The sequence below is a fragment of the Kocuria marina genome (genome assembly GCF_000786655.1).
In the GTDB taxonomy this organism is placed as follows: domain Bacteria; phylum Actinomycetota; class Actinomycetes; order Actinomycetales; family Micrococcaceae; genus Kocuria; species Kocuria marina_A.
This window is the reverse complement of the sequence record NZ_JROM01000045.1, coordinates 25,367-46,764: the sequence shown is the minus strand read 5'-3', so window position 1 is coordinate 46,764 and position 21,398 is coordinate 25,367. Positions and strand designations below refer to the sequence as shown.

Sequence of the window (21,398 nt, the reverse complement as noted above, 5' to 3'; positions counted from 1 at the left end):
ACCCCTGAGGAGAGTCATGTCCGCCGTCCCCGCCGCTGAGGCCGCACCGAACCTGAAACAGGGCCAGTTCAGGAACCTCATCCTGGCCACGTTGGCGTCCACCGTGGGTTTCTGGGCGTGGACCATCGTGGGGCCCCTGTCCAAGCGCTACGCGAACGACATGCACCTGAGCCCCGGGCAGACCGCGATCCTCGTGGCCATGCCGATCTTCGTGGGCTCGATCGCCCGGGTTCCCGTGGGTGCGCTCACCGACAAGTTCGGCGGGCGGCTGATGTTCACGGTGATCCTGGGGATCACCGCGCCGCTCGTGCTGCTCACCGGCGTGGTGGGGGGAATGCACAACTTCCCGCTGCTGGTGGTCGTCGCGTTCTTCCTGGGCATCGCGGGCACGGTCTTCGCGATCGGCATCCCGTTCTGCTCCGCCTGGTACGAGTCCCACCGCAAGGGTTTCGCCACGGGCGTGTTCGGTGCCGGCATGGTGGGCACCGCGGTCTCCGCCTTCTTCACCCCGCGGCTCGTGGCGGCCACCGGGTACTTCGCGACGCACGTGATCATCGCCGTGATCGTGGCCATCAGTGCTGTGCTGTGCTGGTTCATGCTGCGTGACTCCCCGGCGCGCGCGGGTGTCCCCGTGGAGCCGGTGGTGCCGAAGCTGAAGGCGGCGTTCAAGCTTAAGGTCACATGGCAGCTGTGCTTCCTCTACGCCGTGGTCTTCGGCGCGTTCGTGGCGTTCTCCAACTACCTGCCCACGTACCTCGCCAACGTCTACTCGTACGACCCCACCGCCGCCGGGACCCGTACCGCGGGCTTCGCGGTTGCGGCCGTGATCGCCCGCCCCGTGGGCGGCACCCTCGCGGACAAGCTCGGGCCCAAGGTCATCACGCTGCTGTCCCTGGCCGGGACCATCGTGTGCGCGGTGCTCGTGGCGTTCCAGCCCAGCGGCGAGCACGTCTACGGTCCACTGTTCCTGCTCATGGCACTGTTCCTGGGCCTCGGCACCGGCGGCGTGTTCGCGTGGGTTGGCCGGGCGACGCCGGCGGCGAACGTGGGCACCGTGGGTGGCGTGATCGCCGCGGCCGGCGGTCTGGGCGGCTACTTCCCGCCGCTGGTCATGGGCGCCACCTACGACCCCGAGAGCAACTCCTACTTCGTGGGGCTCACCCTGCTCGCGGTGTTCTGCCTTGCCGCGTTCCTGCTGGCACTGGTGGTCCGGCACGGGGGGCGCAAGGCCGAGAAGTGACGTTGGTGGCGTCGTCGTCCGGGGCATGGACGACGACGCCGCCGTCACCTCTCCGAACGGGCGCGCAGCGCGTGCTGTACGAGCGCCACGCAATCCTCGGGGGAGTAGTGCAGCTGCCCGGCCACCTCGTCGAGGTACCGGGCGGCGGCGCGTGCGGCGGCGGCGTCGCGGTCGTCCCGGCCCTGCGCGATGAACGTGCCCTTGCGCCCGTGCGTCTCGATCACGCCGCGGGTCTCCATCTCCCGGTAGGCCTTGGCCACGGTGCCCGCGGACAGCCCCAGCTCGGACGCGAGCGCGCGCACGGGCGGGATGCGGTCACCGACCATGAGCTCTCCGGAGGAGACGTCCCGCAGGACGCATTCCACGAGCTGTTCGTACACGGGCGTGGAAGCGGCGGGATCCACCGTGAACATGCCTTGTCCCCTTCGATCGACTCCCCTCATGGTAGGCGGCCCACCGCTGAAAAGGTGGGGTGGGTGTCCGCCCCGCCACGTAGGCTGAAGGGGTGTCCGAGCAGCCAGAATTACCCGTCCCCGCGCCCGCTCCGGCCGATCCACGGGCCGTGCAACGCTTCGTCGACCACGCCCTGGAACGGGCGCTCGAGCTCGGACGAGAATTGCCCGCCCCGGGCGAGGGGGCCACGCGTGAGTTGTGGCGTGAGCTGACCGCGCTGGGTCGCACGGACCTCGCGTACGCGCGGATCATCGAACCCCACCTGGACGCCCTGGCCATCCTGCGCCAGGCCGGGCGCACCGACCTGATCACCGGCCACGACACGTGGGGCGTGTGGGCGGCGGAAGGGCCGGGCGAGCCGTTGCGGGCCACGCCGTCGTCCGCCGCGCACTCGGCCGATGACGACGCCGCCGACGATTCGCACTGGACCCTGACCGGAACCAAGCCGTGGTGCTCGCTCGCGGGCTCGGTGACGCGTGCGGTGGTGACCGCGCACGTCACCGACGAGGCGGGGGAACCCACGGGGCACCGCCGGGCCTTCGTCGTGGCCATGGACCACCCGGGGTTCCACCCGGAACCCGCCGCGGGGTGGACGTCCCACGGTCTCGCCGAGGTCGTCACGGTTCCCGTGCGCTTCGAGGGCGTCCCGGCGCAACCGCTCGGCGCGGATGAGTGGTACCTGACCCGCCCGGGCTTCGCGTGGGGCGGCATGGGCGTGGCGGCCGTGTGGCTCGGCGGCGCGCAGCCCGTCGCGGATCTGCTGTGGCGCAAACTCGTGCGCCCCGCACGCCCCGTCGACGACGCCGCTCGCACCGCCCTCGGGCAGCTCGACCTCACACTCGGCGCGGCTCAAGCCGTCCTGGACCGCGCGGCCGCAGCGGTGGACCGCGGCGAGGCCACGGGGGAGCACGGAGCCGCGTGGGCGCTGCGTGTGCGCCGCACGGTGGCCGACGCCGCCGAGACCGTGATCCGCGTGGTCTCCCGCGCCACCGGGCCCGGTCCGCTCACGGGGGACCCCGCGCACGTGCGGCGGGTCGAGTCCTTGCAGGTCTACATCCGCCAGGACCACGCCGAACGGGACACCGCCGCCCTCGGACGCACCCTGCTGGAGCTGGTCCAGGAGGGGTCGGAGGAGACCCCGTGGTGAGCTTCGACCATCGTGATCCGGGCACGCCCGAGGCCGACTGGGCCCGCTGCGGCGCCCTGCACCGCGCCCCCGAGGTGGACCTGACCGGCGTGGACCGGGTCGTCGTCTTCGCGGCCCACCCGGACGACGAGACCCTGGGCGCCGGCGGCACCGTGCACCGGCTCGCGCGCTCGGGGGCGGACGTGCGGGTGGTCGTGGCGACCCTCGGGGAGAACTCCCACCCGGATTCACCGACCCACACGCCCGCGCAATTGGCCGCATTGCGCCACGAGGAGCTCGCCGCCGCGGTGCACACCCTGACCGGCACGGACACCCCGCCGGAGTACCTCGCCCTGACCGACGGCGGCCTGACCGAGGATGAACTGTCCGAGCCGGTGGCCCGTCATCTCGAATGGCTCGAGCAAGGGGAGCAGCCGTTGGTGATCGTCACGTGGGAGGAGGACGGGCACACCGACCACGAGGTCCTGGCCCGCACGGTCGTCGCGGCCTCCGGCTCTCGGGGTGTGCGCTGCCTGCAGTACCCGGTGTGGTTCTGGCACTGGGGTTCCCCCACGCGCCTGCCGCGTGGGCTCGTGCGGGTCCCACTGGACGACGCCGCTCGCACGGCCAAGCGTTCCGCCCTGGCCCACCACGTGACCCAGGTGCAGCCGTTGTCCGACCGCCCGGGGGACGAGGTGCTCCTGGGCCCCCACGTGCTCGAACACTTCGATCGTTCGGTCGAGTTCTTCGTGCTCGGGACACCTGATCAGCGGGCGGTGTTCGACCGCGTGCATACCGCCAATGCGGACCCCTGGGACGTGGACACCTCGTGGTACGAGCAGCGCAAGCGGGACGTCCTGCTCGCGTGCCTCCAGCGGGAGCACTACGGCAGCGTCCTGGACCTGGGGTGCTCCACGGGCGCCCTCACGGTGGAACTGGCCCGGCGCGCGCGTTCCGTGACCGCGGTGGACGCGAGCGACGTCGCCCTGAATGCTGCCCGCACCCGGCTCGAACGCGAGGGCGTGACGAACGTGGAGCTCGTCAGCGCGGTGCTCCCGCACGACTGGGACGAGGACTGGTCGCCGCGCGAGCTGATCGTGGTGAGCGAGATGGGGTACTTCTGCTCGCCCGATCAATGGCGCGAACTGTTGCGACGCTGCGTGGCCGCGCTCGCGGACGGCGGGCACCTCGTGCTGTGCCACTGGCGGCACCCGATCGCGGACTGGCCGCTCGACGGCGCGGACGTCCACTGCGAGGCCCGGCGCACTCCCGGGCTGCGCGGGGTGCTGAGCCACCGCGAAACCGATTTCGTGATCGAGGTCTTCGCACCCGTTCCCGCGGAGGACACGTGATCCGCCGGATCGCCGTGATCATCCCGGCGTGCAATGAACAGGACCGCGTGGGCCGGTGCCTCGAGTCGGTCGCCGGTGCGATCGCGGGGCTGGGCCACGCTCCGTCGTTCGCATGGTCCGAGCGGGCGTCCGCCGACGACGCCGCCGGGCCCGGTCCCAGCATGTCCCGCCTCGATGCCCCGCCGCCCTTGTCGGGGGCGCTGCGCGGTGTGGGGGCCGGCGACGTCGAGGTCACGGTCGTGCTCGCCGCGGACGGCTGCACGGACCGGACGGTGGAGCGCGCGCGCCAGGCGTGGGCGGCGTCGAACCGGGACGGTGGCCGAGCGCGACTGGAGATCGTTTCGGGGCAATGGCACAGCGCCGGGGGAGCCCGTGCTGCGGCAGCCCGGCACGCGCTCGCGGTGTCGGACCCGGAGTGGATCGCCTCCACGGACGCGGACACGGTCGTGCCCGAGAACTGGCTGCGCTACCAGGTGCAGCGCGCGGCGCTCGGCGTGGACGCGATCCTCGGGACCGTGGAACCGGACCCGGCGGAGTGCCCGCCGCCCGTGTACGAGCTGTGGCAGCGCGAGCACACGCTCGTGGAGGGCCACCCGCACATCCACGCCGCGAACATGGGCGTGCGCGCGTCGTTCTACGAGCACACCGGTGGTTTCCCGCCCCTGGAGTGCAGCGAGGACGAGGCACTGCTGGCCGCACTGCACGGAGCGGGCGCGCGGGTCGAAGCCACGGACCGGATCCGCGCGGTCACCTCGGGGCGGCTCGAAGGGCGCGCGGAACTCGGGTTCGCCCATCACCTGCGGACGCTCTCACTGCCCCGGGAGGAATCGGCGTAGGGCACGCTTGCTTCGCCCATCGCAGAAACGCTTGAAGGGCCTCCCTCTCCCGTGGCTAACGTAGGAACCACCAGCATCGTCAATCAGGAGGTATGCCATGAGTGAGAATTCCATCAGCGTCAGCCGTCTCATCGACGCCCCGGCGGAGGAGATTTTCGAGGTCTTGACACTGCCCGCCAAGCACCCCGGCCTGGACGCCTCCGGAACCGTTATCTCCGGCACGGACCAGCGCATCCAGAACGTCGGCGACGTCTTCGTGATGAACATGCACGCCGAGATGATGGGCGGGGACTACAAGACGGAGAACCACGTCACCGGTCTGGACCCCAACAAGCTCATCGCGTGGAAGCCCTGCCCCGAGGGCACCTCCGTGGAGGACAACGGCTGGGAATGGGTGTACGAGCTGCAGCCCGAGGGCTCGGACTCCACCACCGTGACCCTCACCTACTCGTGGGAGCACGCCAACCCCAAGGTGACGAAGAAGATCAGCTTCCCGCTCTTCGACGAGAAGGTCCTGGAGGAGTCCCTCGAGCGGCTCGCCTCCACCGTCGCCGGCTCCTGACACCCCGCGGAGGGGTACGTCCCGCGCCAGAATGACCGTTCGCCCGCGTCCTCCCGAGGGTGGACGCGGGCGTCGTCGTGTCCGGGCGCGGTGCCGCCGCTTCCGCGTGACTCCCGCACGACGTCGCACGGGACCCTCGCGCGGGAGCGGCCCGGCCCGGGCGCGCACCGGGCGTACCCTGGCCGGGGTCGTGCACGCATGGTACGGCCGGGCCCGGGAGGACGCAGCTGCCCGGGCAGGACAGTCGCAACAGGAGATGCACCCGGGTATGGGATCGTCACGCAGGGTGTGGGAGGGCTACGACAAGGGGAGCTCGGGCTATCGGCGCATTCTCGTGGCCCTGTTGTGCGCCGGCGTGGCCACGTTCGCCCAGCTCTACTCCGTGCAGGGCGTGCTGCCCATCATGGCCCAGGACCTGGACATCGACGCCGCCCAGGCCGCGCTCGCCGTCTCCACCGCCACGCTGGGCCTCGCCGTGGGGGTAATCCCGTGGTCGCTCGTCTCGGACCGCTGGGGACGACGCTGCGCCATGGTCGCCGCGATCAGCTGCGCCGCCGTCCTGGGCGTGCTCATCAACGTCATGCCCACGTTCGAATCCCTCGTGGGCCTACGGTTCCTGGAGGGCGTGGCTCTGGGCGGGATTCCCGCGGTGGCCATGGCGTACCTCGCGGAAGAGGTCAATCCGCGCTACGGGGCCGTGGCAGCCGGGACCTACATCTCCGGGACGAGTCTGGGAGGGCTCTCCGGGCGCATCGTGGCCGCCCCGCTCGCGGACTTCTTCGGTTGGCGCGTGGGGACGAGCGTCGTCGCGCTGATCGCCGCCGCCGCGGCCGTGACCTTCATCCTGTTGATCCCGCGTCAGCGCGGTTTCACGCCCCAGCCCGTGCGGCTCACGGGGGAGCAGGGGATGATCGCGCACCTGTGGGTCAACCTCAAGGACGTGCGCCTGGTAACCCTCTACCTGCAGGGGTTCCTGCTCATGGGTGGTTTCGTGGCGGTGTACAACTACATCGGTTTCCACCTGGGGGATGAACCGTTCAACGTGCCCCAGAGCGTGGTGTCCCTGCTGTTCCTGGCCTATCTCTCCGGGACGTGGTCCTCCGCGCGGGCGGGAAGCCTCGCCGATCGCTTCGGCCGCCGCCCCGTGTTGATCGCCGCGGCCCTGATCATGCTGGGCGGTCTGCTGCTCACGGTCGTCCCGTGGCTGCCGGTGATCGTGGCGGGGCTGCTGGTGTTCACCGCGGGATTCTTCGCGGCGCACTCCGTGGCCAACGGATGGGTTCCCGCCATGGCCACCGAGGGGCGGGCCCAGGCGTCCTCCCTCTACACGCTCTTTTACTACGGCGGTTCCTCCGTGCTGGGGTACGCCGCCGGCATCGCGTTCACGAGCGCGGGCTGGGGCGGGGCGGCCCTGTGCATCGGGGCATTGATCGTGATCGCGATCGTCCTGGCCGCGATCTTCCTGCCCCGCCGCCCGGTGGCACCCAGCGGGAACTGAAGCGCGCCGCCGGTAATGCTGACCGGGTCGGGAATACCCTCAATGAACCGGCGATATCTTGCCGATCATGGTCCGTAAGCGTCACAATGGCGGGGTAGACATCAAAATCGGCAACTTATTGCCGAAAGGAATGTGCATGAGTGACCAGGAACTGCCGGGAGCCGTCATCCGCCGCGCCCGCAAAGAGGCCGGGTTGACCCAGAAGGATCTCGCTGACTTGTCGGGTGTGTCCGAGCGTACGGTTCGTTCGATCGAGACCGGCACCGGTAATCCCTCCGTCGCTGCACTGACCGCCGTTACCAGAACATTGGGTCTGGATGTGGTGATCCGGTGACACCCGATCTGCAGTCGCTGCGCTTCATCGCCGCGGCCGATGTCTACAAGGGTGGCCACCGGGCCGGCCGGTTGGAACGGGTCAATGGCTCGGACACGGTTTTCACCTACTACCCCGATTACCAGGGGAGTGGTCGGCCTCCGATCGCCACCACGCTGCCCCTGACTATGGGAGCGGTGACCACCTCGGCCGGCGGATTGCCACCATTCTTCGCGGGCCTCTTGCCGGAGGGGCACCGACTGAACGTTCTCAAGCAGGCCGTCAAAACCAGTCTTGATGACGAGCTGTCTCTTCTCCTGGCCGTGGGCGCCGATGCGCCCGGAGATGTCCAAGTCGTTCCGGAGGGGGCCCAACCGCAGGAGCCCGAGGCCGTCGCGGACGTGACCGATCCCTCCGCATTGGACTTCGAGGTTCTGGCCGAAGCCGTTGATCTGCATGCCCTGCCCGGGGTTCAGGACAAGGTCAGTGCCTCCATGCTCAGCGCCCCCGTGGCGACCCGGAGCGAGCGTCTCATTCTGAAATTGGATCCGCCGAATCATCCCCATCTGGTTCGCAATGAATCGATGCATCTCGCAGCTGCCCGAAAACTACGGATCCCAGTGGCTTCTGCGACCGTGGTCCAGGACCGTAACGGTCGCGCCGGGCTCATGGTGGAACGCTTTGATCGAGTTCGCGCCGAAAATGGGTGGTCGTGCGTGGCCCTCGAAGACGCGGCTCAAGTGATGGGACTGGCGCCGTCGGCGAAATACGGGGTGACGTCGGAGGACGTCGTGAGGTCCCTCGCATCGATATGTCGCGCCCCCGCTGTCGCCGTGCGCAACCTCTACCTGCAGTTCGTCTTCTCGTGGCTCACTGGCAATGGAGACCTGCATGCCAAGAACGTCTCCGCTCTCGCTGCCCCACAAGGCGGGTTCATCATCGCACCGATGTATGACGTGCCGTGCACCTTGTTGTACGGGGACGATACCCAGGCGCTACCCGTGGGCGGGAGGACCAAGAGGCTGCGATCCTCCCACTGGTCCGCATTCGCCGAGTCCATCGGCTTACCGGAACGTGCCGCCCTGGCGGCCAACGCGCTCGCTCTGAAAGCTGCGGAGATGGTTGATCTGTCGAGTCTGCCCTTCGAGGGGTCCCCGCTGAACCATGCCGAACGCGAATTGCGCTACCGCCGGAGCGAGCTGCGTGTGTGAGCTAACCGGGCAAAATGCCGGTGGCACGCAGCGGGTACTGAATCGCGCGGCCCGGGGGCCTGGGCCTACGCTGGACGTAACCCGGAACACGTCCGATGGGCCCGCACGTTCGGCGGGCGAACCCCGGTCCGCCGCGGCGGTGCCAGCAAGGAGACCCAGTCATGAGCCAGATCCTCGTCCGTCACCTGTTCGGACCCGGCCCCACCAACCCGTACCCGGAGGCCACCGAGGCGCTGGCGCGGCCGCTGCTGGGCCACCTCGATCCGCAGTTCCTGGAGATCATGGACAGTGCGTGCGACGGTCTGCGCGCGGTGTGGGGCACCGAGAACCGCCGCACGCTTCCGCTCTCCGCGACCGGTTCGGCCGGGATGGAGGCCGCGTTCGTGAACTTCGTGAACCCCGGGGATCCCGTGGTGATCGCGGTCAACGGTCTGTTCGGGGAGCGCATGTGCGACGTCGCCTCCCGGTGCGGCGCGGACGTGATCCGCGTGGACTTCCCCTTCGGTGAACCCGTGGAGGCGGAGAAGGTCGCCGCGGCCCACCCCTCGCCCAAGATCATCGCGGCGGTGCACGCGGAGACCTCCACGGGCGTGCGTTCGGACATCGCGGCCCTCGGCCGGGTCAAGGGTGGCGCGCTGCTGCTCGTGGACGCCGTGACCTCGATCGGCGGCATCGAGCTCAAGGCGGACGAGTGGGGCATCGACATCGGCTACGCCGGGACCCAGAAGTGCCTCGGTGTGGCTCCGGGGCTCGCGCCGTTCACGGTGTCCGAGCGCGCGTGGCAGCGCCGGGTCGAGAAGCCGCGCTCGTGGTACCTGGACCTCGGCATGCTGGGCGGTTACGTGGGGGAGGCCTCCGGCTCCAGCCGCACCTATCACCACACCGCGCCCGTGGCGATGGTCGCGTCCCTCGAGGCGGGGCTGCGCCGTGTGCTCGATGAGGGGCTCGACGCCGTTCGCGAGCGTCACGAGGCCGCCGGCCGCGCGCTGCAGGACGGTTTGGAGGCCATGGGCCTGGAACTGTTCGCGGCGCAGGGACACCGCTTGCCGGAGCTGACCACGGTCAAGGTGCCCGAGGGTGTGGACTCGGCCGCGGTGCGCAAGGAACTGCTCGAGAAGTACGACATCGAGATCGGCGCCGGTGTGAAGGAGTACGCGAACACGGTGTGGCGCATCGGGCTCATGGGTCCGAACGCCGCCCCGGAGTCGGTCACGCTCATCCTGGGTGCGCTGCGGGAGGTGCTGGGCCGCTAAGGGGCGCTGCCCGCCCCCGCGGGGAACATCTGTGCTGCGATAAGACGCAAAAACGGGGTTTCAGCGTGCGTGGTGCAGCACAGATGTATCGCCCACCCGCGCCGCCCTCACCACAGGACCCTCGCCGGTCCGAAGCCACCCGCGCCGCCCTTACCGAGCCACCCCCAAAGACACTGTGGGCCCCGCCGGATCCGGCGGGGCCCACAGTGCGTCGGTGCGTAGATGGGGTCAGACGCTCAACTGCTCCTTGATCGCACCCACGAAGGCCTCAAGGTCACCGGGGTTCCGGGAGGTGATCAGGGTCCACTCGTTGGCGGGGCACACCTTGACCTCCTGGTCCACCCAGTTGCCGCCGGCGTTGGTGATGTCGGTCTTCAGCGACGCGTAGGACGTGAGGGTCTTGCCGTCCACCACGCCGGTCTCCACGAGGAGCCAGGGTCCGTGGCAGATGGACGCCACGGGCCGGCCCGAGGACACGAAGGACTTCGCGATCTTCTGGGCGTCCTCGTTCAGGCGCAGGGAGTCCGCGTTGAGCGTGCCACCGGGCAGCAGCAACAGGTCGTACTCGGACTCGTTCACGCTGGAGATGGTCTGGTCCACGGGGAACGTCTCGCCCAGGTCCCAGTCGCTGACCAGGGACTTGATCTCACCGGTCTCCGGCGCGGCCACGGTCACTTCCGCGCCCGCCTCGCGCAGCTTCTCCGCGGGAACCTTCAGTTCGTCCTGCTCCACGCCCTGGTTCTCGCTGAGGAGGAGGATCTTCTTTCCGGACAATTCGGCCATTGCTAAGGGTCCTTTCTATCGGGTGTCACTGTCCACTGTGGCACCGCGTCCGGGGCGCGGCAAGGCTCGCGGGGCCGGTTCCGCTCACAGCGGCACACCCGGGGGACGACGCCGCAGCGGCACCGGCGCGGGCCCCCTCACCCGGGGCGCGGCGTCGTCGTCGACCCCGCGCGTTCGGTGGGGACCGCGGGCAGATCCATTACAATTCACCCAAGGCCACCGGGAACGTGGGCATGCACCCCCGTTCCGCTGGGCGAGGTCTCCGCAGCGGCGCCGAGACACGTCTTCCGTCCTTAACGCAGTCCGCGCCGAGACCCAGGAGACGGAACCGCCCATGTGGGACTTCATCACCCAGCGCCGCGAGGAGATCCTCTTTGCGTCCTGGCAGCACTTCAGCCTGGTGGCGCAATGCCTGGTGCTCGCCACGGTCCTGGCCGTGGTCATCGCCGCGCTGGTCTACCGCAACGCCACGGCCAGTGGCCTGGCGAACGGGTTGTCGGCCATGGGCTTGACCATCCCGTCCTTCGCGCTGATCGGTCTGCTCATCGCCCCGTTCGGTTTCGGTGTGGTGCCCGCGGTGATCGTCGTGACGTTCTTCGCCACGCTGCCCATCCTGCGTAACGCCGTGGTGGGGCTGAGCGGGATCCCCGCCTCGGTGGTGGAATCCGCGCGGGGGATCGGCATGGGCCGGTTGCGCACCCTGGCGACCGTGGAGATCCCCATGGCCTGGCCCGTGATCATGGCGGGGATCAGGGTCTCCGCCCAGATGGTCATGGGCATCGCCGCCGTGGCCGCCTACACGCTGGGCCCGGGGCTCGGCGGGTTCATCTTCTCCGGCCTGTCCCGCCTGGGTGGTGCCAATGCCTTCGAATCGGTCGTCGTGGGTGTCGTGGGAGTCATCGTCCTGGCCGTCGTCCTCGACCTGGTGCTGGTAGTCATCGGTCGTCTCACCACTTCGCGAGGTATCCGTGTCTGATCCAACTGCACCGGCAACACCCACCCGGGACGTGAGTGGCGCGGCCATCCTGTTGAACCAGGTCACCAAGCGCTACCCGGGACAGAACGAACCCGCGGTGGGCGGACTGACCCTCGAGATCCCCGCGGGCAGCGTGGTGATGTTCGTGGGCCCCTCCGGGTGCGGCAAGACCACCACGCTCAAGATGATCAACCGACTCATCGAACCCACGAGCGGCAGCATCGTGATCGACGGTCAGGACGTGACCGGGATGGACGGTGACGAACTGCGCCGCAACATCGGGTACGTGATCCAGGCCGGCGGGCTGTTCCCCCACATGACGGTGGGGACCAACATCGGGCTGGTGCCCAAGATGCAGGGCTGGGACAAGCAACGGATCGCCCGCCGTGTGGACGAGCTGCTCGAGTTGGTGTCCCTGGACCCGGACACCTACCGGGACCGCTACCCCAAGGAGCTCTCCGGAGGACAGCAGCAGCGCGTGGGGGTGGCCCGGGCGCTCGCGGCCGATCCGCCCGTGCTGCTCATGGACGAACCGTTCGGCGCCGTGGACCCCATCACGCGGCAGCGGCTGCAGAACGAGCTGCTCAACATCCAGGCCGAGCTGCAGAAGACGATCGTGTGCGTGACCCACGACTTCGACGAGGCGGTCAAGCTCGGTGACTGGATCGCCGTGTTCGACGAGGGCGCCCAGCTCGTGCAGTACGACTCCCCGGAGCGCATCCTGGCCAACCCCGCCAACGAGTTCGTGGAGAGTTTCATCGGCTCGGGCGCGGGCCTGAAGCAGCTGACCCTCAGCCGCGTGGGGGACGTGCCGTTGGCGGAGTCGCCGGTCGCGACGTCGGACGAGGCTCCCCGGGACGTGGCGGCCCAGCTCGACGCCGCGCGGGAACAGAACGTGGTGGTCCTGGATCCGCAGCACCGGCCGCTGCGCTGGTACTCACGGCGCCAGGTCGAACGGCTCGGACATTTCCCCACCACGGCGGACCCCGATCTCCCGATCGTCACCGCGCACTCCACCCTCAACGACGCCCTGGACGCGATGCTCATGGGCAGCACGGGCAGCGCGATCGTGGTGGACCGCCGGGACCGGTTCACGGGCCTGGTCACCATTGCCACGATCATGGACGCGATCGCCTCGTCCCAGTCGGCGGCCCGCGAGGACTCGGTCACCCCGGCCGGCACCAACACCGGTGAGTTCGCCGCGGTGCCCGGCCCGGAGGATGCAGCGGTGCCCGATTCGACCGGGGCCGCTCAGCCCGTCGACGAGCCCCGTGCCGTCGAGGGCGCGGGCGCCGAGTCCCGTGCGTCCACGCCCGCGGACGACGACGCCGCATCCGGCGCCTCCGCGTTCGACCCCGCCCGGGACGCCCCGCACGGGCGTGAGCCGGAGGGCAGGTCATGAGCGGGACCGTCCGCACGCAGGCCCCCGATGCGGGACGAGTGGCTGCACAGACACTGGCCAGCGGGACCATGCGGGCCCTGTGGCTGCAGCTCGCGGGTGTGTGCGTGGTGTTCGCTGCCCTGTGGTCCTTCCTGGCCTTCGGGGACCTCAGCCAGACGGAGCGGGCCACGCTGGCTCCCGGGAACCTGTGGAACTACACGCTCGAACACCTGCGGCTCACGGCCGTGGCCGCGGTGCTCGTCCTCGCGATCGCGATCCCCCTGGGCATCCTGCTCACCCGCGGCCCGCTGCGGCGCATCAGCGGGGCCGTGATGGTCGTGGCCAACATCGGTCAGGCGGCACCGGCGATCGGGCTGGTGGTGCTGCTCGCATTCCTGGTGGGCTTCGGCTTCTGGGCGGCGATCATCGCGCTCGTGGCCTATGCGATCCTGCCGGTGCTGCGCAACACCATGGTGGGTCTGCAGCAAGTGGATCAGCGCCTCGTGGAAGCGGGACGGGGCATGGGTATGAGCTCAGCGGCGGTGTTGTTCCGCGTGGAGCTGCCCCTCGCGGTGCCCATCATGCTCGCGGGGATCCGCACGGCCCTGGTGTTGCTCGTGGGCACCGCCACGCTCGCCACGTTCATCAACGGCGGCGGGCTGGGGATCCTGATCACCACGGGCGTGAACCTGAATCTGACCACGGTGCTGATCGTGGGCTCCGTCCTGGTGGCGCTGTTGGCCCTCGTGGTGGACTGGCTGGGTCGGTTCGTGGAACACGTCGCGCGACCGAAGGGACTGTGACCATGACGCGAGCACGCGAACCCCGCCGGCGGGCCGTCGCAGCCGGAGCGGGCGCCGTCGTCGGTCTGTTCCTGCTGACCGGGTGCGGACTGCAACCGGCGTCCTCCTACGTGCCGCCCGCGGGACCGGGGAAGATCCAGCACATCGAGGGACTCCCGGACGACGCGCACATCACGGTCGCGGGCAAGAATTTTACGGAGCAGCTGATCCTGGGCAAGATCGCCGTCCTGGCCGCCCAGGCCGCCGGGTTCGAGGTCACCGACTTCACGAACATTCCCGGCAGTCAGCCCACGCGCGAGGTCATGCTCTCCGGCGAGGGGGACATGACGTACGAGTACACCGGGACCGCGTGGATCACGTACCTCGGTCACGAGAGCGGGATCGCGGACCAGCGCAAGCAGTGGGAAGCGGTGCGGGACGCGGACCGGGAGAACGGGCTCACGTGGACGGAACCGGCGCCGCTGAACAACACGTACCGGTTCGCGGTGCGAAGCGAGGCCGCGGAGCAGCTCGGGGACATCGAGAACTTCTCCCAGATCGCGCAGTTGCCCGTGAGCGAGCGGACCTTTTGCGTGGAGGCCGAGTTCAACTCCCGACCGGACGGTCTCAACCCCATGCTGCGGGCCTACGGGCTCGAGCGCGGTGCCGCGAACGGGGTCCCGGACGAGAACATCGGCGTGTACGACACCGGGGCCGTCTACACGGCCACGGACGAGGGTGACTGCAATTTCGGGGAGGTCTTCACCACGGACGGGCGGATCAACTCCCTGGACCTGCGGATCCTGCAGGACGACCGCGAGTTCTTCCCGGCGTACAACGCCGCACCCGTGTTCCGGACCGAGACGCTCGAGAAGTACCCGCAGCTCGACGACGTCTTCCGTCAGGTCTCCCCGCTGCTCACCGACGAGACCATGCGCGAGCTCAACGGCCGCGTGGACGAGGACGGCGAGGAACCTGGCGACGTCGCGTTCGCCTGGATGGTCTCGCAGGGCCTGATCACGCGGCGCTGACCCGGCGCGGCGGCGTCGTCATGACGCGAACGGCGCCGGTCGGAGCCCCGCGCGACAACCCGGGCGTAGACGACAAGACGGCAGCCACCCGGAGGTGGCTGCCGCTGTCACCGTGCGACCAGGAGGCCACTGCCCGCACGGAGTCTGGGGGACGCGTCCCGGTTCAGGAGGCGTCGGAGAGTTCGGAGACCAGTCGGGCCACGTGGCCCTGGGCGTCCACGCGGTACTGGGCGTGGGTGAGCTTGCCGGACGGGTCGATCACGAACGTGGATCGCAGCGGACCCTCGGAGGTCTCGCCGTTGATCGTGCGTTCCCCCCACGCGCCCCATTCCTTGGCGGCGGCGTGATCGGGGTCGGAGAGAAGTGTGTAGGGCAGGTGGTACTCGGTGACGAAGCGCTGGAGCTCCTGGGGGTCGTCACCGGAGACACCGTAGACGTCGTAGCCCTGGCCCTTCAGCGCGGCCAGGTTGTCCCGGAAGTCGCATGCCTCGGTGGTGCACCCCGGCGTGAAGGCCTTGGGGTAGAAGTACACCACGGTGCCGTTGCGGGTGGCGTCGGCAAGGTCCACGGTGCTGCCGTCGTGTGCGGTCAGTCGCAGCGCGGGGGCGGGTTTTCCGGTGGAGAGTTCGCGTGACATGTGGGCTCCTCGTGGGTCGGGGACGGGCTGCGGCGCTGAGGTCCGGCGTGGTTCAGCGCGCGAAGATGCGGGACAGGGCGGCCCCCACGCACGCGGCGGAGATGGCCAGGGTGCACATCTCGGCGGAGCGGCTGTGGCCCACGCGGCCGTTGGGGCAGAAGTCCGGGTCCAGGGTATCGCCGGTGTACTTGAAGTAGGACACGTGTGCTGCGGTGGCGGGTGCATTCACCATGATCTTCTTCCTTTCATATTACGGAAGTGAGTTTCCGTGATATGAAATTTACTGTAATGCGCATCACACGTCAAGGGGTGGACGGTAAATTTCTCGGGACATGACAAAGGTGTGGTGTGCCTGCGATGTCATGCGGGATCCGGGGTCCGAGGGCCCGGGTTCGGGGGTGGGCCCGGCGTGGTGCAGGGGTGGCAATCACCGTGTGGCCGGCGTTCCCGAAGGGCTGGCATGTCCGGCGCGCCCCGCCTCAGCGACCCCGCACGTACCCCAGCTGCTTGTCGACGACGTTCTCCCACTCCTCGCTGCGGAGCCATCGGACCAGGTTGGCCTCGAACTGTTCCGCCAGGGTGTCCCGCCAACCGATGACGTCCCCGCTCATGTGCGCCGAGATGTGCACGGCGGGCATCGTCCAGAATGGATGGTCGCGGGGGAGGGGTTCCTGGTCGAACACGTCCAACGAGGCCGCCGCGATGCGCCCCTCGTGCAGTGCTTCCACCAGGGCGTCCTCATCCACGAGGGCTCCGCGGCCCACGTTGATCACGTGCGCCGTGGGTTTCATGGTCGCGAGGACCTCGCGGCTCAGGAGTCCTCGGGTCCGGTCCGTCAACGGCGCGATGAGCACGAGGTGGTCCACGTCCGCCACGTGCTCGGCGAGCCGGCTGCTCTCGACCACCGTGCCGAAGTCCTCGTCGTGCTCGCGCGCTGTGCGCCCGGCTCCCGTGACCCGCAGGCCGGCCGCCCGCAGGAGCCTGGCCGTGGCCCGACCGATTCCGCCCGTACCGGCCACGAGAGCACGCTGACCGCTCGTTCGCTGCAACTCGCGGTGCTGCCACGTCCGCTCGTTCTGCAGCTGCTTGCTGCGGTGCAGCTGCTTGTTGTGGGCCAGGACGGATGAGAGCACGAATTCCGCGATCGGTACGTCGAAGGCGCCGCGCGCGTTCGTCACGGTGATGTCCGAGGCGCGCAACTCGTCGAACAACAGCGAGTCCACGCCAGCGGCGGCCACGTGGATCCATTCGAGGTCGGTCGCGCCGGACCACGCGTCCCGCAGTGCCGTGGAGAAGAAGTCCCACACCAGCAACGCCCTGGCCCCGGGGAGCGCGGACTCGAGATCGTCCGCGTGCGTGTAGGCCACGTCCACCATGTCCTCGATGCGTGCGGCATTGGGTAGGGGAGGTGCGTCGGGCGAGGTGAGGACCACGAGGCGGGGACGGCGTCCTGCACTGTGCGCCGCGGCGTCGTCGTCACCGGACACTCGGTGATCGCGAGCCGGACGACCGGCCTCGGCGCGGGGTGCTTCGGGGGATGCGTGCATGTCGTGGGAGGGCTGGGCGGGTGGCCGTTGCTGCGTCATCATCGCACCCTAGGCCAATCCGCTGATTGTTGACAATCATTCGATCCGGCTCGGACAATGTGACGCATGGCATCCCTGAGCCCCCTTCTCAAGCAGGCAACTCCCGTCGTGGTCGATCACGCGTCCGGGAGTTGGATCCACGGCACCGACGGGCGGGAGTACCTGGACTTCACCACGGGCATCGGCGTGACCAGCACCGGTCACTGCCACCCGAAGGTGGTGGAGGCCGCGCGCGAACAAGTGGGCAAGGTGATCCACGCGCAGTACACCACCGTGATGCACCCGCCGCTGCTCGAGTTCACCGAGCGTCTGGGGGAGGTGCTGCCCGCGGGGTTGGACTCCCTGTTCTTCGCCAACTCGGGGTCGGAAGCCGTGGAGGCCGGCATCCGCCTGGCACGCATGGCCACCGGTCGTCCCAACATTGTGGTGTTCCAGGGTGGGTTCCACGGCCGCACGGTGGCGGCGGCCTCCCTGACGACCGCCGGGACCAAGTTCTCCGCCGGTTTCTCGCCGCTCATGGCCGGCGTGCACATGTCCGCGTTCCCCTATGCCTACCGCTACGGCTGGGACATGGACACCGCCGTGGACTTCGCGTTGCAGGAACTCGACTACCTGCTGATGACACGTACCGCGCCCCAGGACACCGCGGCGTTCCTCATCGAACCCGCACTGGGGGACGGCGGCTATATCCCCACGCCCCCGCGGTTCCTCGAGGGACTGCGGGAACGGGCGGACCGCCACGGCATCCTCCTGATCTTCGACGAGGTGCAGGCCGGCGTGGGCCGCACCGGCAAGTACTGGGGGCACCAGCACTCCACCGCCTCCCCGGACATCCAGATCATGGCCAAGGGCATCGCCTCCGGCTTCCCGATCTCCGCGATCGCGGCCTCCACCGAGCTCATGTCCCAGGGGTGGCCCGGTTCCCAGGGCGGGACCTACGGCGGCAACGCGGTCTCCGCGGCGGCGGGTGTGGCCACCCTGCGGGTCGTGGAGGAGGAGGGCCTGGTCGAGAACTCCCGGGAGCGTGGTGAGCAGCTCCGGGCCGGGCTCGAGGAGATCCAGACCCGCTACCCCGTGCTCGGGGACGTGCGCGGCCTGGGGCTCATGCAGGGCATCGAGTTCACCGCCGCGGACGGTTCACCGGACGCCGCCACCGCCGCGGCGGTCCAGCAGGCCACGGTGGACCAGGACCTCCTCACCCTCACGTGCGGCCCCGCGGGCAACGTGGTCCGATTGATCCCCGCGCTCGTGGTCACCGAACGCGAGATCGAGCAGGGTCTTGAGCGGTTCGACGCCGCTCTGGCCGCCGTCACGTCGCCGTCCGGCGCGACCACCGGGGACCGAGGGAGCCGATGACGGCCGCACCGGTCACCGCGTACCCCGTGATCTCCCGGCTGCGTGGCTCGGGTGTGGAGGTGGACGCGTCCGAGCGCCGCACCTCCGAGTACGCCTACGACGCCTCGAATTACCGCGTGCGTCCGCTGGCCGTGGTGTTCCCGCGCACCGTGGACGACGTCGTGGCCACGGTGCGCGCGTGCGCGGACACCCGCACCCCCGTGGTCAGTCGGGGCGGCGGGACGTCCATGGCGGGCAATGCGGTGGGCAGCGGCGTCGTCGTCGACTTCTCGCGGCACATGAACCGCATCCTGGAGATCGACCCGGGCGCGGGAACGGTCGCCGTGGAACCCGGTGTGGTCCTTGCGACCCTCACCCGCGAGGTCGAGGCCGCGACCGGTCAGCGGCTCACCTTCGCGCCGGACCCCTCGTCCAAGAACCGTGCCACGGTGGGCGGGGCCATCGGCAACGACGCGTGTGGCAACCACTCCGTGCGGTACGGGCGCACGAGCGATCACACGGTCGAGATCGACGTCGTGACCACGGACGGCGCACGGCTCACCGCCACCGCGACCGGACTGTGCGCCACGGACCCCGACGACCGCGCCTCGGTGCTGCGGGCGGACGAACTGAGCGGCGAGCTGCGCGCGCTGGCCCGCGAGTACCTCGCGGCGTTCCGGCTCGAGCTCGGCCGGATCCCGCGCCAGGTGTCCGGGTACCACCTGCAGAACCTGCTCCCCGAGAAAGGGTTTCACGTGGCCCGCGCCCTGGTGGGCTCCGAGGGGACGTGCGCGCTGGTCGTGGGCGCGCGCATGCGGCTCGTCCCCAAGCCCGCGAGCGCGCTGCTGGTCTGCCTGGGGTACGACACCGTGGTCGACGCCGCTCGGGACGTGACCACGATCCTCGAGTTCTCACCCGCCGCGGTCGAGGGTACGGACAAGGCGATCGTGGAGACCATGCGGTGGCGGCGCGGACCGGATTCCGTGACGGGCCTGCCCGAGGGCAACGCGTGGTTGTTCGTGGACCTGGACGGTGACACGCGCGAGGCGGTGGCCGGGCAGGCGGACGAACTGCTCGCGCGGCTCGGTGGGAACGGCCGCCTGGTGGAGGGGATCGCCGTCGCCGATCCGGAGGGACGCGCGAACCTGTGGCGGGTCCGCGAGGACGGCGCGGGGCTCTCGTCGCGGCTGGCCACGGGAGGTGAGTCCTGGCCGGGGTGGGAGGACTCCGCGGTGGCCCCCGAGAACCTGGCCGACTACCTCGCCGAACTGCGCACGCTGCTGGGCGAGTACGACCTCGACGGTGTGATGTACGGGCACTTCGGCGCCGGGTGCATGCACATCCGCATCACGTTCGACCTGCGCACCGAGCGCGGTCGCGAGGTGTACCGCGAGTTCACCCGGGACGCCGCCCGCCTGGTGGTGCGCCACGGCGGCTCGCTGTCCGGGGAACACGGGGACGGCCGGGCACGCTCCGCGCTGCTGCCCCTCATGTACTCGCCCGAGGTGCTCGAGGCCTTCGCTGTGTTCCGGCGCGCATGGGATCCCGAGGGGCTGTTGAACCCGGGCTCGATCGTGGATCCGGCGCCCATCGACGCTCACCTGGCGCTGGAAGGTGTCCCGGACCGGCAGTGGCGCACGAGCTTCGACCTGCAGCCGGTCGGCGCCGCGAAGACCGCCCGCGAATCGGGGCGGGACGCCCAGCCCGACCCCTGGGTGCACGCCGTCCAGGGGTGCATCGGTGTGGGGCGGTGCCGCGCGGACGGCGGTGGCGTGATGTGCCCCAGTTTCCGGGCCACGCGGGACGAGAAGGACTCCACGCGCGGGCGCGCCCGGGTGCTGCAGGACATGGTCCGCGGCGCCGCGACCGTGGCCGAGGGCTGGCGCTCCCAGGACGCCCGCGAGGCCCTGGACCTGTGCCTCTCGTGCAAGGCGTGCGCCACGGACTGCCCCGCGGGGGTGGACATGGCCACCTACAAGTCCGAGTTCTTCGACCACTACTACGCGCACCGGATCCGGCCGCGCTCGCACTACTCCCTGGGCTGGCTGCCGCGGTGGCTCGGGATCGCCGGGCGGATCGCGCCGCTCGTCAACGCGGTCCTGGCCACGCCGCTGGGCGGACCCGCCGCACGGCTCGGTGGCCTCACCTCGCACCGTGCCCTGCCGCGGTTCGCCCGTTCCGGGCAGTGGCGCCGGGAGGTCGACGACGCCGCTCGGTCCGCCCCGCGCACCGGTGTCCCCTCCCAGCGCCCCGGTGTTCTCGCTCCCGCCGGGGCCCACGTCGCGGACGCGCCCGGCGGACTGGATGTCGTGCTGTTCGTGGACACCTTCACCCGCGGTTTCCGGCCCGAGGTGGCCGGTGCCGCCGCGCGGGTCCTTGCCGGCGCGGGGGACGCGGTGGAGTGCTCGGCGGACGTGTGCTGCGGGCTGACCTGGATCTCCACGGGGCAGCTGCGCACCGCCAAGAAGCTACTGACCCGTGCCGCGGCCGCGCTGGACGACGGGTCCGAGCGCCCCATCGTCGTCGTGGAACCCAGTTGCGCCGCAGCACTGCGCAAGGACCTGCCCGAACTCGTCCCCACGGAACAGGCGCGGCGGGTGGCACGCCGGGTCACGAGTTTCGCCGCGTACGTCGCGTCGTGGGCGGGTGAGCGGCACGTGGCCCCACCGGCCGCGCCGGTACCGCGGCGCGCCGTGGTCCAGACCCACTGTCACGAGTACTCCGTGTTCGGCCCAGCGACCCAGCGCAGGGCCCTGGCCGTCGCGGGAGTGGCGGAGGTGAGCGAGGCGAACGGGTGCTGCGGCGTCGCGGGCAACTTCGGTTTCGAGGCCGAGCACTACGACGTCAGCATGCTCGTGGCCGAGACGTCCCTGGCGCCGGCGCTGCGCGCGGCCGCACCGGACACCGCCGTTCTCACGGACGGGTTCTCGTGCGCGATGCAGGTGGGCCACGTGGATCCCGGCGCTCGCGGCCTGCACATCGCACAGATCCTGGACCCCGGGCCCGCAGCGACCGGACCCCAACCATCGGGCACCGCGTGATC

Annotated in this window: 20 protein-coding genes; 15 read left to right on the top strand and 5 right to left on the bottom strand. The window is 70.1% G+C overall.

Annotated elements, in window-relative coordinates; all coding sequences use genetic code 11:
- Nucleotides 1-16 precede the first annotated feature (16 nt).
- On the top strand, nt 17-1,240 hold the full coding sequence (locus tag AS25_RS10200) for an MFS transporter (protein WP_035964864.1): 1,224 nt from the start codon (nt 17-19) through the stop codon (nt 1,238-1,240).
- A 44-nt stretch (nt 1,241-1,284) separates the two neighbouring features.
- Here AS25_RS10200 and AS25_RS10195 read toward each other — a convergent pair whose 3' ends face one another.
- Nucleotides 1,285-1,653 carry a GntR family transcriptional regulator gene (locus AS25_RS10195; protein ID WP_035964861.1) on the bottom strand — a complete coding sequence of 123 codons (369 nt, stop codon included), beginning with the start codon at nt 1,651-1,653 and terminating at the stop codon, nt 1,285-1,287.
- A gap of 92 nt (nt 1,654-1,745) precedes the next feature.
- Between AS25_RS10195 and AS25_RS10190 the strand changes: the two genes are divergently transcribed.
- The 8 genes from AS25_RS10190 to AS25_RS10155 all read left to right on the top strand — a co-directional run bounded on the left by AS25_RS10190 (nt 1,746) and on the right by AS25_RS10155 (nt 9,844).
- A complete protein-coding gene (locus AS25_RS10190; RefSeq protein ID WP_253270553.1) occupies nt 1,746-2,840 on the top strand; it encodes an acyl-CoA dehydrogenase family protein in 1,095 nt (364 codons plus the stop codon).
- Complete coding sequence (locus tag AS25_RS10185; RefSeq protein ID WP_084118158.1) at nt 2,837-4,171, top strand: bifunctional PIG-L family deacetylase/class I SAM-dependent methyltransferase; 1,335 nt, start codon at nt 2,837-2,839, stop codon at nt 4,169-4,171. Before AS25_RS10190 ends, AS25_RS10185 begins: the two co-directional genes overlap by 4 nt.
- A complete protein-coding gene (locus AS25_RS10180) occupies nt 4,168-5,007 on the top strand; it encodes a glycosyltransferase family 2 protein (protein ID WP_052160893.1) in 840 nt (279 codons plus the stop codon). Before AS25_RS10185 ends, AS25_RS10180 begins: the two co-directional genes overlap by 4 nt.
- Before the next feature lie 97 nt (nt 5,008-5,104).
- Nucleotides 5,105-5,569: an SRPBCC domain-containing protein gene (locus tag AS25_RS10175; protein WP_035964856.1), complete on the top strand. Its 465-nt coding sequence runs from the start codon at nt 5,105-5,107 to the stop codon at nt 5,567-5,569.
- Nucleotides 5,570-5,759: 190 nt separating this feature from the next.
- Entirely contained in the window at nt 5,760-7,067 is a 1,308-nt protein-coding gene (locus AS25_RS10170; RefSeq protein WP_253270552.1) for an MFS transporter, read from the top strand.
- A gap of 136 nt (nt 7,068-7,203) precedes the next feature.
- Nucleotides 7,204-7,401, top strand: a complete 198-nt coding sequence (locus AS25_RS10165; RefSeq protein ID WP_035964853.1) for a helix-turn-helix transcriptional regulator — start codon at nt 7,204-7,206, stop codon at nt 7,399-7,401.
- Nucleotides 7,398-8,591 (top strand): type II toxin-antitoxin system HipA family toxin, encoded by a 1,194-nt coding sequence (locus AS25_RS10160; protein WP_035964851.1) that lies wholly within the window; start codon nt 7,398-7,400, stop codon nt 8,589-8,591. The genes AS25_RS10165 and AS25_RS10160 overlap by 4 nt, the downstream gene beginning before the upstream one ends.
- Before the next feature lie 161 nt (nt 8,592-8,752).
- Complete coding sequence (locus AS25_RS10155; protein WP_035964850.1) at nt 8,753-9,844, top strand: pyridoxal-phosphate-dependent aminotransferase family protein; 1,092 nt, start codon at nt 8,753-8,755, stop codon at nt 9,842-9,844.
- A gap of 228 nt (nt 9,845-10,072) precedes the next feature.
- Here AS25_RS10155 and AS25_RS10150 read toward each other — a convergent pair whose 3' ends face one another.
- Nucleotides 10,073-10,627 carry a type 1 glutamine amidotransferase domain-containing protein gene (locus tag AS25_RS10150; RefSeq protein WP_035964849.1) on the bottom strand — a complete coding sequence of 185 codons (555 nt, stop codon included), beginning with the start codon at nt 10,625-10,627 and terminating at the stop codon, nt 10,073-10,075.
- 334 nt (nt 10,628-10,961) lie between these two features.
- Between AS25_RS10150 and AS25_RS10145 the strand changes: the two genes are divergently transcribed.
- The 4 genes from AS25_RS10145 to AS25_RS10130 all read left to right on the top strand — a co-directional run bounded on the left by AS25_RS10145 (nt 10,962) and on the right by AS25_RS10130 (nt 14,797).
- The gene (locus tag AS25_RS10145) at nt 10,962-11,603 is read left to right on the top strand and encodes an ABC transporter permease (protein ID WP_035964848.1); all 642 of its coding nucleotides are present in this window, start codon (nt 10,962-10,964) and stop codon (nt 11,601-11,603) included.
- Nucleotides 11,596-13,005 (top strand): ABC transporter ATP-binding protein, encoded by a 1,410-nt coding sequence (locus tag AS25_RS10140; protein WP_253270551.1) that lies wholly within the window; start codon nt 11,596-11,598, stop codon nt 13,003-13,005. The genes AS25_RS10145 and AS25_RS10140 overlap by 8 nt, the downstream gene beginning before the upstream one ends.
- A 68-nt stretch (nt 13,006-13,073) precedes the next feature.
- On the top strand, nt 13,074-13,787 hold the full coding sequence (locus AS25_RS10135) for an ABC transporter permease (RefSeq protein ID WP_035964846.1): 714 nt from the start codon (nt 13,074-13,076) through the stop codon (nt 13,785-13,787).
- A 2-nt stretch (nt 13,788-13,789) separates the two neighbouring features.
- A complete protein-coding gene (locus AS25_RS10130; protein ID WP_035964844.1) occupies nt 13,790-14,797 on the top strand; it encodes a glycine betaine ABC transporter substrate-binding protein in 1,008 nt (335 codons plus the stop codon).
- A 163-nt stretch (nt 14,798-14,960) separates the two neighbouring features.
- Here AS25_RS10130 and AS25_RS10125 read toward each other — a convergent pair whose 3' ends face one another.
- The 3 genes from AS25_RS10125 to AS25_RS10115 all read right to left on the bottom strand — a co-directional run bounded on the left by AS25_RS10125 (nt 14,961) and on the right by AS25_RS10115 (nt 17,020).
- Nucleotides 14,961-15,434 carry a peroxiredoxin gene (locus AS25_RS10125; RefSeq protein ID WP_035964842.1) on the bottom strand — a complete coding sequence of 158 codons (474 nt, stop codon included), beginning with the start codon at nt 15,432-15,434 and terminating at the stop codon, nt 14,961-14,963.
- A 52-nt stretch (nt 15,435-15,486) separates the two neighbouring features.
- Nucleotides 15,487-15,666 carry a hypothetical protein gene (locus AS25_RS10120; protein ID WP_035964840.1) on the bottom strand — a complete coding sequence of 60 codons (180 nt, stop codon included), beginning with the start codon at nt 15,664-15,666 and terminating at the stop codon, nt 15,487-15,489.
- A 247-nt stretch (nt 15,667-15,913) separates the two neighbouring features.
- Complete coding sequence (locus tag AS25_RS10115; RefSeq protein WP_437123716.1) at nt 15,914-17,020, bottom strand: D-2-hydroxyacid dehydrogenase; 1,107 nt, start codon at nt 17,018-17,020, stop codon at nt 15,914-15,916.
- A gap of 66 nt (nt 17,021-17,086) precedes the next feature.
- Between AS25_RS10115 and AS25_RS10110 the strand changes: the two genes are divergently transcribed.
- Nucleotides 17,087-18,376 (top strand): aspartate aminotransferase family protein, encoded by a 1,290-nt coding sequence (locus tag AS25_RS10110; protein WP_035964839.1) that lies wholly within the window; start codon nt 17,087-17,089, stop codon nt 18,374-18,376.
- Entirely contained in the window at nt 18,373-21,396 is a 3,024-nt protein-coding gene (locus AS25_RS10105) for an FAD-binding and (Fe-S)-binding domain-containing protein (RefSeq protein WP_035964837.1), read from the top strand. Before AS25_RS10110 ends, AS25_RS10105 begins: the two co-directional genes overlap by 4 nt.
- Nucleotides 21,397-21,398 lie beyond the last annotated feature (2 nt).